This window comes from Pleurocapsa sp. PCC 7319 (genome assembly GCF_000332195.1).
Taxonomy (GTDB): Bacteria; Cyanobacteriota; Cyanobacteriia; order Cyanobacteriales; family Xenococcaceae; genus Waterburya.
The window spans coordinates 929,626-946,315 of sequence record NZ_KB235922.1 but is presented as its reverse complement, the minus strand read 5'-3'; the positions used below and the strand labels follow the sequence as shown (position 1 = coordinate 946,315).

The 16,690-nt window shown below is 37.6% G+C and carries 13 protein-coding genes; 9 read left to right on the top strand and 4 right to left on the bottom strand.

Going from position 1 to position 16,690, the window contains the following annotated elements:
- The first annotated feature begins 4 nt into the window (after window positions 1-4).
- The 7 genes from PLEUR7319_RS0108420 (at window position 5) to PLEUR7319_RS0108390 (ending at window position 8,592) form a co-directional block, all read left to right on the top strand.
- Entirely contained in the window at window positions 5-1,279 is a 1,275-nt protein-coding gene (locus tag PLEUR7319_RS0108420) for a lipopolysaccharide biosynthesis protein (RefSeq protein WP_019504778.1), read from the top strand.
- Between the two features lie 210 nt (window positions 1,280-1,489).
- On the top strand, window positions 1,490-3,328 hold the full coding sequence (locus tag PLEUR7319_RS0108415) for a carbamoyltransferase (RefSeq protein WP_019504777.1): 1,839 nt from the start codon (window positions 1,490-1,492) through the stop codon (window positions 3,326-3,328).
- 9 nt (window positions 3,329-3,337) lie between these two features.
- Entirely contained in the window at window positions 3,338-3,745 is a 408-nt protein-coding gene (locus tag PLEUR7319_RS0108410; RefSeq protein ID WP_026102393.1) for an SxtJ family membrane protein, read from the top strand.
- Complete coding sequence (locus tag PLEUR7319_RS41585; protein WP_019504775.1) at window positions 3,745-3,909, top strand: DUF5989 family protein; 165 nt, start codon at window positions 3,745-3,747, stop codon at window positions 3,907-3,909. Before PLEUR7319_RS0108410 ends, PLEUR7319_RS41585 begins: the two co-directional genes overlap by 1 nt.
- 165 nt (window positions 3,910-4,074) lie before the next feature.
- Window positions 4,075-5,247 (top strand): hypothetical protein, encoded by a 1,173-nt coding sequence (locus PLEUR7319_RS0108400; RefSeq protein ID WP_019504774.1) that lies wholly within the window; start codon window positions 4,075-4,077, stop codon window positions 5,245-5,247.
- Between the two features lie 601 nt (window positions 5,248-5,848).
- The gene (locus tag PLEUR7319_RS0108395; protein ID WP_019504773.1) at window positions 5,849-7,432 is read left to right on the top strand and encodes an MBOAT family protein; all 1,584 of its coding nucleotides are present in this window, start codon (window positions 5,849-5,851) and stop codon (window positions 7,430-7,432) included.
- 47 nt (window positions 7,433-7,479) lie between these two features.
- Window positions 7,480-8,592, top strand: coding sequence for a hypothetical protein (locus PLEUR7319_RS0108390; protein WP_019504772.1), 1,113 nt, complete (start codon window positions 7,480-7,482; stop codon window positions 8,590-8,592).
- Window positions 8,593-8,810: 218 nt separating this feature from the next.
- On the opposite strand, the gene PLEUR7319_RS0108385 is transcribed toward PLEUR7319_RS0108390, so the two are convergent.
- From PLEUR7319_RS0108385 to PLEUR7319_RS0108375, 3 genes are read right to left on the bottom strand one after another with little or no spacing between them, the layout of a single operon-like run.
- On the bottom strand, window positions 8,811-9,245 hold the full coding sequence (locus PLEUR7319_RS0108385; RefSeq protein ID WP_019504771.1) for a ferredoxin: 435 nt from the start codon (window positions 9,243-9,245) through the stop codon (window positions 8,811-8,813).
- The gene (locus PLEUR7319_RS0108380) at window positions 9,245-9,631 is read right to left on the bottom strand and encodes a DUF1257 domain-containing protein (protein ID WP_019504770.1); all 387 of its coding nucleotides are present in this window, start codon (window positions 9,629-9,631) and stop codon (window positions 9,245-9,247) included. The genes PLEUR7319_RS0108385 and PLEUR7319_RS0108380 overlap by 1 nt, the downstream gene beginning before the upstream one ends.
- 60 nt (window positions 9,632-9,691) lie before the next feature.
- On the bottom strand, window positions 9,692-9,901 hold the full coding sequence (locus PLEUR7319_RS0108375) for a DUF2997 domain-containing protein (protein WP_019504769.1): 210 nt from the start codon (window positions 9,899-9,901) through the stop codon (window positions 9,692-9,694).
- Window positions 9,902-10,278: 377 nt separating this feature from the next.
- Between PLEUR7319_RS0108375 and PLEUR7319_RS0108370 the strand changes: the two genes are divergently transcribed.
- Window positions 10,279-11,280: a hypothetical protein gene (locus PLEUR7319_RS0108370; protein WP_019504768.1), complete on the top strand. Its 1,002-nt coding sequence runs from the start codon at window positions 10,279-10,281 to the stop codon at window positions 11,278-11,280.
- A gap of 424 nt (window positions 11,281-11,704) precedes the next feature.
- Here PLEUR7319_RS0108370 and PLEUR7319_RS34610 read toward each other — a convergent pair whose 3' ends face one another.
- Window positions 11,705-12,238 carry a hypothetical protein gene (locus PLEUR7319_RS34610; protein WP_019504767.1) on the bottom strand — a complete coding sequence of 178 codons (534 nt, stop codon included), beginning with the start codon at window positions 12,236-12,238 and terminating at the stop codon, window positions 11,705-11,707.
- Between the two features lie 775 nt (window positions 12,239-13,013).
- Here PLEUR7319_RS34610 and PLEUR7319_RS0108360 point away from each other — a divergent pair.
- Window positions 13,014-16,163, top strand: a complete 3,150-nt coding sequence (locus PLEUR7319_RS0108360) for an ABC transporter transmembrane domain-containing protein (RefSeq protein ID WP_019504766.1) — start codon at window positions 13,014-13,016, stop codon at window positions 16,161-16,163.
- Window positions 16,164-16,690: the final 527 nt, after the last annotated feature.

The window sequence follows — 16,690 nt, the reverse complement described above, 5'->3', positions numbered from 1 at the left end:
AATCATGAATCTAGCGGAGATTAGGTTAAAAACTACAAATTTATTGCAGAGTAGTTTGGCAAGGGATACATTTTGGCTATTATTGTCTAAATTATTCACCGTAATCATTCAAGCAGGGTATTTTATTATTGTTGCCCGCCTATTAGGAAAAGAAAATTATGGTTCTTTTCTCGTCATCACTGCCGCAGCTAACATTGTTTTTCCTTTTGTTGCTCTAGGTAGCGATCATGTTTTGGTCAAAAATGTTGCTACCAATAGAAGCTCTTTTCAGACATTTTGGGGCAATACTTTGGTTCTATTAACTGCTAATGGAGCTGCTATAACTATTATTTTGTTGTTGCTTTCTCCTGTCATTTTCCCTACAGAACTTGCTTGGGGGACAATTCTGCTAATTTTGTTGGCAGATTTGCTTTGCTTGGGATTATTTGATATCAGCCTCAAAGCATTAATTGCCGGTGATTTAGTAAAAAAGACAGCCCAACTGGGAATATTCAGCAATTGTGGCAAATTACTGGCTGCTTTATCTTTGTCGGTATTTGTTGCTCAACCAAATATTACTAATTGGAGTTACTTATATCTTACTAGTTCGGTAATTACTGCTGCGATCGCTATTTTACTAGTTAATAAGATGCTAGGTTCTCCCCGTCCTATATGGTCTCATTTAAAATCTAATGTTGAAGAGGGATTATATTTTTCCATTAGTGCTTCGGCAAATAACATCAATGCGAATCTAGATAAATCTATGTTGGGAAAATTATCTAGTGTTGCCGCAACAGGTATCTATGGCTCAGCCTATCGTTTTATTGATGTGGGTAACGTGCCCTTATTTGCCTTGTCTGGCGCTACTTATACTAGATTTTTTCAGCATGGGGCTTCTGGAATCAAAGGTAGTTTGGGTTTTGCTAGACGTTTATTACCTATGATTGCCTTTTATGCGATCGCCAGCATTATTGGCTATTGGGTTCTGGCTCCGTATATTCCTGTAATTTTAGGGGAGGAATATCGAGAAGCGATTGAAGCTTTATTATGGTTGTCACCCTTACCGGCGATCGCCGCTTTTCAGTATCTGGCTGCTGATACCCTGACTGGTTCAGGACATCAAAAAGCCCGCAGCATAGTACAAGTAGCAGCCGCTATCATCAACGTGATCTTAAACATAGTACTTATTCCACAATTTTCCTGGCAAGGTGCAGCCTGGGCAACTCTCATTTCAGATTCTCTCAGGTTAGTTTGCCTCTGGTCGATCGTTTTTATTTTGTTGCGTCGTGAACAGCCATAGGTCATTTTTGCAGTTTTTTTGCATTTTTACAGTTTTTTTGCAATTTTTTGCAGCCTAGATATTCCCCATAAACCTCATGAAAGCTCATATAAACTACTTAAAGTAGTACATCGCTAAGTTGTTTCATGTAAAGGTTTCAAGAAGTTTGTCTCGATCAAATATTAATCACTACACTTTGCTCTATAATTTTGGGCAAAGCATAACAAAGTCATGAAAATACTAGGAATATCTGCATACTACCATGATAGTGCAGCAGCTTTAGTCATTGATGGCGAAATTGTAGCTGCCGCTCAAGAAGAGCGTTTTTCTCGGAAGAAACATGATGCTAGATTTCCCTATAAAGCGATCTCTTACTGTCTCCAAGAAGTAGGGATTAGACTTAAAGATCTAGACAATATTGTTTTCTATGAAAAGCCTTTTATCACTTTTGAACGTTTGTTAGAGACCTATCTAGCTTACGCGCCAAAGGGTTTTAACTCTTTTCTGATGGCGATGCCAGTATGGCTTAAAGAAAAACTCTATCTCAAAGCAGTCCTGAAAAGAGAACTAGCTTCTCTAGGGGATTGTAAACAATCTCAATTGCCCAAATTACTATTTACCGAACACCATCAATCCCATGCTGCTGCTGCTTTTTTCCCTAGTCCCTTCCCACGGGCAGCAGTTCTCTGTCTTGATGCTGTTGGTGAATGGGCGACTTCGTCCGTTTGGTTGGGGGATGGTAATCAGTTAACACCTAAATGGCAGCTTAACTTTCCCCATTCTTTGGGTATGCTTTACTCAGCTTTCACTTACTATACGGGATTTAAAGTTAATTCGGGTGAATACAAGCTCATGGGGTTAGCACCCTATGGAGAACCAAAATATGAAAATTTAATCTTGGATAATCTTCTGGAATTAAAAGGAGATGGTACATTTCGGCTGAATATGAATTATTTCAATTACGCTACAGGTGTTACCATGACTAACCGTAAGTTTGACCGGTTATTTGGTGCTCCTCCCCGTAAACCAGAAAGCAAGCTAACTCAGCGTGAGATGGATATTGCCGCTTCGATCCAAAAAGTAACAGAAAAAATTGTGTTGGACTTATGTCGCACAGTCAAACAAGAGTTACAACAAGATTATTTATGTCTGGCTGGTGGGGTAGGACTCAACTGTGTTGCCAATGGCAAGATTTTACGAGCAGGAATCTTTAAGGACATTTGGATTCAACCAGCAGCAGGAGATGCTGGTAGTGCGATCGGTGCAGCCCTAGCAATTTGGCATCAATATCATGACCAACAGCGTTCAGTTAACGGCAAGGATAAAATGTGCGGTTCTTACCTAGGACCCAGGTTTAGTAAAACAGAAATTAGCAGTTATTTAGATCGAGTTGAAGCCAAATATCACTATCTCGAAGATGAACAACTATTGCCGAAACTAGCCGAGATACTGGCGGCAGAAAATGTGGTGGGATGGTTTCAAGGCAGGATGGAATTTGGACCGAGAGCTTTAGGAGGTCGTTCTATTATAGGCGATCCACGCAGTCCCAAGATGCAATCAGTGATGAACCTGAAAATTAAATATCGAGAGTCTTTTAGACCTTTTGCTCCTTCAGTATTAATTGATCGAGTTACAGACTATTTTCAGATCGATCGCTCCAGTCCTTATATGTTGATGGTAGCCCCAGTGCAAGAAGATGTACGCCTCTCGATGACACCACAACAGCAAGAATTATTTGGCATCGACCAGTTAAAAGTTCCTCGTTCTAAAATTCCTGCTGTCACTCATGTAGATTATTCTGCTCGCATTCAAACAGTTCATCAAGAGACCAATCCGCGCTATTACGAATTAATTCGTCAGTTTGAAACTAAAACGGGTTGTGGTGCGATTGTCAATACTTCTTTTAATGTTCGTGGAGAGCCGATCGTTTGTACACCAGAAGATGCTTATCGTTGCTTCATGCGGACAGAAATGGACTATTTAGTACTGGAAAATTTTCTACTAGCCAAAACTGACCAACCTGCCTGGCAGAAAGATGATTCTTGGCAAGAGGAATTTGAGTTAGATTAAGACACTATTATGATGCATGAAATACCGACACTTAACCGACAGCAATTACGCAATTTTGGCTTAATTACCGGAGCAATTTTTGTGGTGTTGTTTAGCTTATTATTACCTTTAATTAGAGGTCATAGTATGGCTATTTGGCCTTGGATAATTGCTTTACCCTTATGGTTTGTAGGAATTTTAAGTCCAAATAGTCTGAAGCCGGTCTATAACGTTTGGATGCGTATTGGTCTGGTATTGGGTTGGATTAATACCAGAATTATTCTGGGTATAGTTTATTATCTTGTTTTGTTTCCTATGGGAATCATAATGCGTCTTTTAAATGACGATCCCTTAGAACAAAAACTGAATCACAAGCTCATAACATATCGGATTGATAGCACCCCGATTAAACAATCGAATATGGAGAAGCCTTATTAATGTTTGCAAATACTTGGGAATTTGTTAGCGATCTTTGGGGATACATTTACGAAAGGAAAAAGTTTTGGCTTGCCCCACTCATTATTTGTTTAGTTCTTTTAGGAGCTTTAATTGTTTTGACTCAAGGTTCGGCGATCGCACCTTTTATTTACACTATATTTTAACTATCTAAATCATAAGTTAGGAGTCAGATCGAAAATCTTTTGACTCCTAACAATTATCTTATTTTGATTTAAATTTGCTACATTAGACTGACGCTTCAGACGCGAATATTGTTAATTAGCAATCAAATTTTACATGAAGTAGTGCTTGATTTTCTAACTTAATTTATGTTGCGTTATCTACTAATTTTAATCGCTACAGTAACCTCTATAGCGTCCCTGGAGTTTTTTATAATTCCTTTTGCTTGGATTTTTCTTTTATGGTTTATGGTCTTTTTTTATGCAGCCAGAACCAGTAAAAAAAGTAGTTCAGCGCAATTAATTTACTTCAACATTAGCCTAGTATTGATGATCTTAGGAATTTATGAAATTTATTTGGGTACTAGAGAAATTGAGCGTTACGGTATTACCGAATATAATCGCGATCGGGCTGGTAATCCCATTCTTTGGTATACAGAAAATGATCTTCTTGGTTATGCTCCTAAGAAAAATATAGCTGTAAATACAACTAAGAAATTTTTTGATGAATTGGTTTTTGATGTAGTTTATACTATTGATAAAAATGGATTACGGGCTACTCCTCCTCCTCAAGACCCTAACGAACAAGAATGTATCCTATTCTTGGGTGATTCCCTAACCTTTGGAGAAGGAGTTAATGATCAAGAAACTTTACCGCACATTACTAGTTTAAAAACCAATCAACAGTTTCAGTTCTATAACTTTGCATTCCGTGGGTATGGTCCTCATCAAATGCTAGCCTCTTTAGAGCAAGGAAGAATTGCTGAAATTGCCAAATGTCAACCAAAATATGCCATTTTTCAGGTTATTAGCGATCATGTACCTCGTGTAGCAGGCTTATCTGCTTGGGATCCTAATGGACCCAGGTTTATCTTGAATGAAAATGGAGAAGTTGTTAGAGATGGTAATTTCGGCGATCATAGCCTGATTCCTAGCAATTTTATAACTATAAAAATCCAGAAAAACTTACAAAAATCTCTAATTTTAGAAAAAATTTTTTTCAAGCCACGACCTATTAAGCAAGATGATATAGATTTATTAGTTGGAATAGTTGATAGTTTCAGTGATACTTTTAAAACTGATTATCCAGATAGCGAACTTCATGTGATTTTTTGGAATACAAGTGATGCTACCAACAAACAAGAAATTATTGAAGGTTTGAAAGCTCATAATCTTAAAATACATTTAATCAATGATATTATTCCTGATTATGATAATAATCCTTCTAGATATCAAATAAGTAAATATGATTCGCATCCCAATGCATTAGCCAATAAAAAAATAGCAGATTATATAACTAAAAATATCTTAGAATACAAATAAAAAACTATGGTTAAAATTCACAATTGATTAAATATAGTAGTAATTTACTAGATTTGTACATATTATATTTGAGTTACTAAATAATTTATGTGAGCAAGTAACGAGAAATAGAGTATAAAAATCATCTTATATTATTTTAAAATACTATTTACCATCGTTCTGGGTTTAAAGCCTCTTTCTTCTAGGAAGACTTCTTTTAGTAATTAGTAATTAGTAATTAGTAGTCAATTTGAACTAAAAACTAAAAACTAACAACCAGAATCACCGACTCTTTAGGACGGTGAGGAGTCAAAGAGTATTAATTGAGATATTCTATCTGCTAATGTTTGCTTATAATTATAATCTTTTTTCTAACTTCATACTGAAGTAATACTTATTGGGTAAAAAGTATTTTTAAATACTCTTCCGGAGGATAATCGAGCAGCTTCTCACTAATAGAGAAAATGAATAGATAATGTAGATAATGTGCTAGATAAACAGCTAAAAAATCTAAGAAACGTTATGGTTATTATTGATTTTTCAACATGATTGTTATCAATCTGGCATATATAAAGCAAATCATTGATAACAAATGACTATCTATTAACTTAAAGTCGAAATCATGCTATTTAATTCTTTTGAATTTGTTTTTCTGTTTCTACCTATTACCTTGGTAGTTTTTTTCTGGATAGGCAGGAAAGTAAAACAAGTTAAACAGCAATTGCCGCTCTTGTGGCTGGTACTTGCTTCTTTATTTTTTTACGCTTGGTGGAAGCCGCTCAACTTACCCTTGATTATCGTATCTATCCTTGTCAACTACGGATTAGGATACTTATTGGGTAATGTGTTGGCGAAAGGAGCAGCCAAAAAAGCAGTACTTACTCTCGGTATTATTTTCAATTTAGGATTAATTTGCTACTTTAAATATTCTGGCTTTCTTATTAGTAACGTTAACCAGTTTATCGGTACTGATTTTTATGTACCTTCTGTAGTAATTCCCTTAGCAATTTCTTTTTTTACTTTTCAACAAATAGCTTACTTAGTTGATGCTTATAAAGGAGAAACTAAAGAATACAGTATTCTCAGATACATGTTGTTCGTTTGCTTTTTCCCGCAACTAATTGCTGGACCAATTGTACATCATAAAGAAGTACTACCACAATTTGACAAGGCATCGACTTACAGTTTTTCTCAAAGAACCTTAGCCATCGGTTTAACAGTTTTTGTAGCTGGCTTATTTAAGAAAGTGATCTTTGCCGATCGCATTGCTGAATATTCTAATTTGGCTTTTGCTGCTGCTGCTCAAGGAATCGACCTTACCTTCTCCGAGTCTTGGGTTGGTGCATTAGGCTATACTATGCAACTATATTTTGATTTTTCTGGTTACTCTGATATGGCGATCGGGGCAGCCTATATGTTTGGCATTAGACTGCCCTTAAATTTTAATTCACCCTACAAAGCGATCAGTATTGTTGATTTCTGGCGAAGGTGGCATATTACCCTCTCTCATTTTTTACGTGACTATATCTACATTCCTCTTGGGGGCAGTAGAAAAGGAGAGTTAAGGCGCTACTCTAACTTACTAATTACAATGCTCCTGGGAGGATTATGGCATGGTGCAGGGTGGACATTTATTTTTTGGGGTGGTTTACATGGTATCTATTTAGTTATCAATCATCTATACCGTTCTCTGCGTCAAGCTTTAGGTCATAATTTGAAAAATGATAATTGGTTGCTACGAGGTATGGGCTGGTTAGCTACCTTTATGGCAGTAGTTATTTCCTGGGTATTTTTTCGTGCTAATAGTTTTGAGACGGCAACTGCGATCCTCAAGTCCATGTTTGGCTTTAATGGCATCGAGTTACCAATCTTTCTTGAACCTTATTTAGGATTTTTAAGAAATCTAGGAATTGGCTTTCTAGGTTTCACAGTTAATGTGGGTATTAGTCAAAAATATGCCACTTTTGGTATTGTGATTTTATTATTTATTGCTTGGTTTACTCCTAATACCCAACAATGGATGAGTATATACAATCCAACTTTGACTGAACCAGTTGAATCTTATCAACCACAGTGGCAAAAGCAATTCTGGAAATACTTATCCTGGAGACCAAATAAAATTTGGACAGTAATTGTTGCGGGGCTAACATCAATTTCACTACTTTGTTTTGCTCGAGTTAGTGAATTTTTGTACTTCCAATTTTAATTTCTCAAGTAGACAAAATACATATTATTTACTTACTAATCTAGAAAATGGATCTTAAGAGTGCGGCCACAGAATTATTTAGTTTTAATAAAGATAAACCCCTAGACTTGTCAGTATCTCAAGATTCCCCACAAAATAAAAATTCAGGATTTAGCTTTAAGCTATATGGGCTAGTAACTTTTTTATTATTAGGGTCTGTTACAGCCATAAACTGGGCGATCGATCCTCTTTGGTATAGCCATGGCAATATACTGACTGGTAAGAATTTTGCTTTTAACGAAAGAATTACCAAAACTAATTTATTCCTCAGAACTAAAGATAAGTCAAACTATGACTGCATTATTCTGGGTAGTTCTAGAGCGATCGCCTTAAGAGTGTCCAATTTCCCAGATAGCAAATGTTTCAACTATGCTCTTAAAGGTGCGGAAATACCTGATTTTGTTAATTATGCTGATTTTTTACAAGCACAAGGTTTAAAACCTAAAATTGTCTACATAGGGGTAGATGGTCTCAATTTTGTGGCTCAAGACAGAACAGAAAAAGAGCCACTTAATGTGGAGAACCTAGCAACGAAATCCCCTCTAGAAGCTTATTTATCGGCTGATGTATTATTATTTTCTGCTATGACTCTTCTGGGATTGAGTCCCGATCCTGGAAATTATTATGATCGAAATTTTGAACCATTAGATTTTGCTCATCCACCAGTTTACAATCCAGAATTTTATAAACCCGCCCCGCCGCAACAATGCGATCTTTCTGCAGTAGAAACTTTTGCTAATCTCAGAAAGTTTTTTCCTGAAGCCAAGTTTGTGGGCTATGTACCATCAAGATCTGCCTGGAGTATGATCAATGACACCTATGGCAGAGGTTTAATGGACTGTTATTTAAAGGGATTTCATCAGCTAGCTCAAAGTTATGATGCGATGTATGATTTTTCAGCTCCTTCAACAATTACTAAAAATCCTGACCATACTTTTGATGGCAGCCATTATTCAGTCATAGTAAATAATAAAATAGCCAAAATTATACAGGGAAAAGCCGATCCTAATTTTGGGATTAGGGTTGACCAGTATCAGTTTGAAGAGTATCGAAATCTTTATCGGCAAAAACTGCGCAGTTTTTTGTCCGAGAATAATGAGTTAAAACATTGGCAAGAATAAATAAGTAGGTGGGTGTAATTAAATATAAAATGCCTACGGCAAGGGAATAGGGAATAGGGAAATAGCTTAATAGTATGGTTTTATAAATTATTCTGCCTACCTACTTAGACCATGTAACTAAAGCTAGTAGCCAATAGCTAATGGACAAAAAAACTAGATAAAAGTAGTCTCCCATCGCAATTTGCAATCGGAGACTCAATTCTACTAGATTTTAGGTTTTAGGACTTATTGGTTGTGTGGTTTATTTTGCCTATTTTACTTAACTGCGATCGCCTCATTTCAGGAGGAATTGCCAGACTTTGAATTACTTGATACTTTCTTTCAGCTTCCATTTGCTTGAGCTTTGTATAATCAAGCCAATGAATACAGTTAACAGGACAAGTATCAATCGCTTCGTCAATTAATTCTTCCGTATCTCCATTTTGATTAAACACTCTGGATCTACCGTAGTCTGGTTCGATGTAAAAGGTATTAGAAGCAACATGAGCACAGTGTTTGCAGCCAATACAGATGTTTTCATCTACATAGACCCCTTTTTGGCGGTTGATTCCACCTAGTTCCGGCTCAAAGCCGCTTCTTTCGACCGTATCTCTAAGAATTCCACCTAATTCTGGTTCTAAACCACTTTTTTGCTCAGATGAAAAATCGGCCATTACGCACTCCAGCGTTGAACAACTAAGCGAATTGAACCATCTTGATTTTTTTCTTGTTCAGTAATGGCAAACCCTTGATTTGCAGTTTCATTAACTACTGTGTGATAAGCATAGCGTTGCGTAACTTGACGCAAGAACCCTTCTACGGTTAATGGATTTTGCCAATACTGTAAATCAGCTACAAGCTCATACTCCTTGCCATTCCAGCTAAATCCTACATCGTAGTTATTATCTTGCTCTACGATCACATCTGCTTTTACGGTTTGCTCTTGATATCCTCGGACAATTCCTGGTCCATTTTTCCAATCTATATCTAGATCGCTTAAAGCGGCTTTCAAAGAATCTAAATTACGAATTTTAGTTTTGATATTGCTGAAATGTGACATAAATTTCCTCTATGAAATCGAAATAAATTTACGAAAGCTGTTTTATTAAACTATCTAAAATTACCAGTCGCTGTAGTTGCTTTGAGTAGCTACGGTCGCCGACTGAGTTGCTTTTTGAGCGTAGAAGTCAGAGGTTGTTTTCTGGTCAACAACAACACCTAACTGCGCTTCAATTGCTGCTGTCACCTCTTGACAAGATGAGCCAACAATACCTGTAACTGTTTCTTTAACCCGACCATCTGGATAAATAATGAACTCTAGTGTTTCCATGTAAGTGCGATCGCTTATTTGGCATTTACTCTGACTTCTAGAAAACAAAAATTTTCAGCTAACAGAGTCGCTAGTTTTCGTTATATCGTTCTCAAGATAAATATTTTGAGTAATTGCCTTAATACTATGAGAATCTTATCAAATATTAATAAAGTGTGCTTAGTTTACTTCTACATATTTTAAGTTTTCCGTATATCAAGTTTAGAGTCAAGAGGATAAAGGTCACAAAAAATATTTTGTTAATAAAAATATACAATTATTTAATTTGGTCAATAATATATTTTTGGGAAGTAACAATAATTTTTTAATTATTTGGTCTCATTGAAGCCACAAACTCAGATAATAAAATCTGTTATGTGTTGAGGTTAGAGTTAGAAATGATTATTGAAAAAACTACCAGTCCCATCAAAGTTGGCGTTTTAGGTTTTGGAGGTTTAGGACAAGCCGCCGCCAAAGTATTAGCCCCCAAGGCAGAGATGAAATTGGTAGTCGTAGCAGATCATCAAGGGTATGTTTACGATTCGGCAGGATTAAATATTGATGCCGCGATTTCCATCTATCGCGATCGCCATTCGGTCGGATATTTAGCTCAAAATGGCACTCTGAGTAGTAACAGTATTCAAGATGTCATTAAAAATGCTGCGGTAGATGGATATTTTTTGGCTTTGCCTAATTTACCCAATACCTTCATGGCAGATGTAGCTAAGCAGTTTATTCAGTCTGGATGGCAAGGTGTCTTAGTAGATGCGTTAAAACGTACTAGTGCAGTAGAACAACTATTAGAATTGCAATCAGATCTACAACAAGCTGGTATTACATATTTAACAGGTTGTGGTGCAACTCCAGGTTTGCTAACTGCAGCAGCAGCGGTCGCTGCTCAAAGCTATGCTGAAATACACAGCGTTAAAATTACTTTTGGAGTAGGAATTGCCAATTGGGAAGCTTACCGCGCTACTATCCGAGAAGATATTGCTCATATGCCTGGATATAACGTAGAGACAGCCAGAGCAATGACCGATCAAGAAGTAGCTATGTTATTAGACAAAACTGACGGTATTATTTCTCTAGAAAATATGGAACACGCCGACGATATCATGCTGGAGTTAGCTGGTATTTGTAGTCGCGATCGCGTAACTGTTGGAGGGGTAGTAGATACTCGCAACCCCAAAAAACCCCTTAGCACCAACGTTAAGATCACAGGACGTACTTTTGAAGGGAAGATTTCGACCCATACTTTTACCTTGGGAGATGAAACTAGTATGGCAGCCAATGTTTGTGGTCCTGCTTTTGGCTATCTTAAAGCAGGTATGGCTTTAAACTGTCGTGGAATTACCGGTTTGTTTACCGCCGCAGAAATTATGCCTCAATTTGTTAAATAACCTCAGTTAGGGTCAGGGCATTTTTAAGAGTGAGGTCAGCTATCAGCTCTAAGCTTTTTGAACATCCGTTCGATACTCAAGTTATAGCATTACGCTTTAAGCTTAGGACATAACATATTTGTTCAAAGGGAATAGGGAATAGGGAATAGGGAATAGAAAATGTCCTAATGTTTTCTCGTAGTGCTATAAATAACCATTGGTTTGCAACTAAAAAAGGCGATCGCCAGAGGCGATCGCCTTAATAACCAAATAAAGAAACGGCTACGCCGTAGCTATTAGCTATTAGCTTCAATCAAATAGAGTCTTAAACTCTACCTGATTGTCGACGACCTAAGAGGTCGGAGTCTTAAACTCAATTACGCTTTTAGCAGTCAAACCAAGGCTAAAAGCTAAAGGCTAAAGGCTAAAAGCTTTAAGATCAAAATTAGTCGGGTAATTGAGTAGTGGGTAGTACTGGATTGTTATCTACCACCAAAACCACATCTTGTAAATCATAATAACTACTAGATGTATTAGTGGTCCCAAGTTCGACTAAAAAAAGTTCTTCATAACTATTCAAATTATTGACCATATCTTGAATAGATGTTTGGGCATAAGCTCCAGGAAGATTAGGTACTGTATCTTGGGGACCTAATAATTGATTGATATTGGCATTGAAATTACATTCTGTTGAATCATATTCAAAGTTCAAGTCATTTACCGAGTCGACATCGTCTAATAAAAGACGCTCTCCTTTGGACATGGATTGAATTAACTGACCATTTTTATAAACTTTTACATCTATATCAATCTCACCAGCACCACATTGATAGGCAGATTCAAAGTAATGTAATTCTAGTCCAAAGTTATCATTATTATCTTGATTAGTAGTGCTGATTGCTGCTGTAGGAAATATGGCAAAAGCAAAACTAGTCAAAGCTGTTGTGAAAATAATTCCCTTAAATTTTTTATTATTCATTGTTTATTATTTTTTTAGATAAATAAGTAATAAATACGCATTAAAACTTACAAATCCAGTTTTTTAATAGTGAATGTATTTCTCAATATATCCATGAATGAAATGATTAACATCAGGTTAAATACCTGTTTTTTTTCTGAAAATAATATGAAGTTTTTAAGTTTAATTAAAGTTTTGATGAAGAGATGATTATAGCCGTACAAAGTTACATTAAGACAAGTTTATTTGATTACTCGTAAGTAATAAGTAATAAGTGTCCTAATAAAAGTCTGTATGGGAGCATCCTATCTTTGTCCACTCTCTTAGGTAATTGACCATCAGCTAATTAAGCTTAGAGCTGGAGCAAAGCTCTTTTATTAAATTTCATTAAATAAGTTTTCTTTATATCTTGCCCGGTGAAATCACCTTGTTGAGAACTTTATAAAACTGATTTAGCATCTCATCTGGTAATCTGAAACCTTGCTGCTTCTTGGTTTTAGTATTATGTCAATCGATATTGAGCCAATACTGCTTATATTGTTAACTTATTAAATTTTTTGAGTCTCACGCAGACTATTTTTGCCTAAAAAAATCTCAAATTAGGTTCTTTTGACCCACTCGGTTAATCGGCATAATTTACGATTAGCGATCGCTATAAATCCATTGGCTACTGTTGACTACATCTGTAAATCTTCATCAAATCTTTAATGACATTTCAGAATAATTGTAGGTTAATGAAGGCAGTTAAATCCGAAGTTATCAATCGAGAAAGGGGTATCTAGTAAAACTTTTGACGATGAAGAACAATTCGCCAGCGCTGAGCAACGGTTTCCAGGCTTCTCTGCGGAAAGATGATTCTTTGATTTTAGAATGTCTTTCAATGCAAATAAAGTTGACTCCTCATAACAAATCGCTTATCAAAGAATTTAGCCACTCTTTTGAAATGTTTGAGGGTCAAATCGGCGATTCTCTGGGTGATTTCCTTTCTGCTTCAGCAAATAATACTCAACAAGAACAAAATTCTCAGTATTTCTATTTAATTTGCCAGGGAAGACTAAGATTGCTGAGCTTTGACGCAGAAAAGCAAAGAGAAGTCTCGGTTCAGTTGCTCACTGAAGGGGACACTTTTGGTATTGATGCTCTTTTTTGTGAAGTCTCCTTAACTTATAGAGCGATCGCTGCAAGTAAGGTTCGAGTAGCCAGAATTTCCCAAGAAAAACTCCAGCCTTTTTTAGCCAGAGAACCGGAACTGCAAAAAAAATGTCTGACTGTTGCTCAACATCGCCAACGCTTAATCTTTTTTAAAACTGCTACTGTTTTACGCTCTCTGCCAAGTCATCGACTACAGCAAATCTGTCCTTATCTATTAGAAAAACGAATTGCTAAAGGGGAATCCCTCGCTCAAGCTGCTACTCCAGAGACAGGTCGATTCTGGTTACGTCGCGGTAAGATTCAGAATCACCCCTCCCCCAGAGGTTTGGACTGGGGTTATCCCGTGCTTACTCCTGTAGATTGGGTTACTCAGACGGATTTATTAGTCTATCAGCTACCCCAACAAAATTGGGAAGCTGTAACAGCGATCGCTCCAATTTTAGATAGTAGTAAATCTGAGTCAGGAGTCGAAGCTCTTAACGGACATAAAACTGATGCGATAGTTCTCCGTCACAAACCAACTCCTCCTACTCCTAGTCGAATTTCTCAGACGGGAAATCCTCCCAACTCATTACTGCCCAAAGTCGAAGAAGAGCCAAAATCTCCAGAGATTGAGTTTCCCAAGCCCTTGAAACGTAAACTGGATTTATGGAGAAACTATCCTTTTATCGAGCAACAAAGTTCATCAGACTGCGGTGCTACCTGTTTAGCAATGATCAGTCAGTACTGGGGCAAGCGATTTAGTATTAACACCTTACGCGATCTGTCCGGGGTTGGTCGTTCTGGAGCCTCTCTCCAAAGATTATCCAAAGCAGCAGAAAGTTTGGGATATCAAGCAAGACCTGTACGAGCTAGCTTGAGTCGTCTCGTTGATCGTAAAAATCCTTGGATAGCCCATTGGCAAGGCGATCACTACGTCGTAGTATATTGGATCAAGGGCGATAAAGTTTTGGTCGCCGACCCAGCTAAGGGAAAATATCGGCTCTCGCGCCAAGATTTTGTGGCTGGCTGGACCGGATATGCTCTGCTGCCAGAACCGACAGAACGTTTATACGAAACTCCTAACGAAAAACGCTCTCTAAGTAGATTTATCCATTTGCTGTGGCCTTATCGCTCTTTGGGGTTGCAGATTATCTTGGCTTCTATACTAATCCAAGTTTTTGGGCTGATTTCTCCCCTATTTACCCAGATTATTGTTGACCAAGTAATGGTCAATAAAAGTCAGAGTACCCTCAATGTATTCGTTTTGGGAGCTTTGATGTTTGGCATTGGGGCTATGCTCCTATCTTCGATTCGGAAGTATCTACTGAGTTATTTTTCTAACCGCCTCGATTTGACTATGATCGGCGGCTTCATCAACTATGCTCTGAAACTACCTCTCAATTTTTTTGAATCTCGCCGAGTGGGAGATATTACTACCAGAGTTCAGGAAAACCAAAAGATCCAGCGTTTTCTGATTGGACAGGTGCTTCTTTCTTGGTTAAATTTCCTGACGGGGTTTGTCTATTTGGGGCTGATGCTCTATTACAATTGGCAGCTTACCGTACTGGTGCTAGCATTAATTCCCCCGATAGTGATTTTGACCCTTGGGGCAACACCCTTGCTACGCAAGATATCTCGAGAGCGGTTTAACGCCGCAGCGGATCAAAACTCCTCGCTGGTTGAGATGATGACGGGAGTATCCACGGTGAAAGCAGCTGCGGCAGAGCAAGAGTTGCGTTGGCGTTGGGAAGATAGCTTAACCCATCAGTTAAATGTGCGATTTAAAGGTCAGAAACTGGCAATTAACTTGGGACTTCTCAGTGGACTAATTAATTCTATTGGTGGCACTGCTTTACTGTGGTACGGAGCAACTCTCGTGATTCAAGGGCAGCTAACGATTGGTCAATATGTGGCTTTCAATATGATGAAAGGTCATATTATCAGCCCAGTGATTGCCTTGGTTGGTCTTTGGGATGAACTTCAAGAAGTGCTAATCTCCGTAGAGCGACTCAATGATGTCTTTGATACTGAGCCAGAAGAAACTTCTGCTAACCAAATGCTAACGCTACCACCTATACGGGGAGATGTGCGGTTGCAAGATGTTGTTTTCCGCTATGAAACTGATGAACAACGCAACGTTCTCCAAAATATTTCCTTTGAGGTGAAAGCGGGACAAACTGTTGCCATAGTCGGTCGTAGTGGTTCGGGGAAGACGACCTTGGTTAAGCTACTTCAGAGTTTATATTATCCAACTAATGGCAACATCTGGATTGACGACCACGATCTGCAGCATGTCTCTCCGCAATCTTTGCGATCGCAACTTGGAGTTGTGCCTCAGGAGTGTTTTTTGTTCTCTGGCACTATTCTCGAAAATATTACTCTTTATCGACCTGAATTTAGCCTCGATCGAGTCATCGAAGTAGCTAAACTCGCTGAAGCTCATGCATTTATTCAAGGGATGCCTTTAGGTTACAACACCAAAGTTGGAGAGCGGGGTACTAACCTCTCTGGGGGACAGCGACAACGAATTGCGATCGCTCGTGCTCTATTAGGAGAACCGCGAATTTTGATTTTGGATGAGGCTACTAGCTCTCTCGATACCGAGTCTGAACGAAGATTTCAACAAAATCTGGCTCGCTTGGCTCGCGATCGCACCACTTTTATCATTGCTCATCGTCTTTCGACTGTACACAATGCCGACTGCATTCTGGTACTAGATCGAGGACTTCTGGTTGAAAAGGGCACCCATGAAGAACTCATGTCTCAGCAGGGACTTTACTACTATCTGGCTCAGCAGCAACTTGATCTCTAGAAAAGCTTAATATTACGTAATTAAAAATCTGCCAATTTGGCATTGACACTCCCACAAAAAAACATGAGAATGCTTATTATGAATGCTTAATATGTATGGATATAAGAGACTAATTGTTAATCATAATTGAGCGGTTTCGGCTCACAACTAATTTTTAGTGATTTCTATTGTAGTTTTAAGAACATATCTGAAAAGTAATTTTTGTTACTCATTTAGTAAAATTTTTTCGTAGAGTAAAAGTTTAGAACTTTAATTATTTAGTTTGGTTTCTAATCTCTCAACTCACATCCTGAGGACTTTTCAGACATTTTCAAACTCCTAAACACTGATTTAGTAAGGAAAATAAAGCGATTTTAGCAAAAGTAAAGATAATTAGCAGATCATCACCTGCAAAATTTCCTTGGTCCTCAGGGGACTTTCCTACTTTCAATTGACAACCTAATTTAGACTCTTGTTATCTAAATTAACACTTTGGCGGTTTCTAGCCTTAAGTATCGTGAGAACTAATGCTTCTAGATTAACTATTT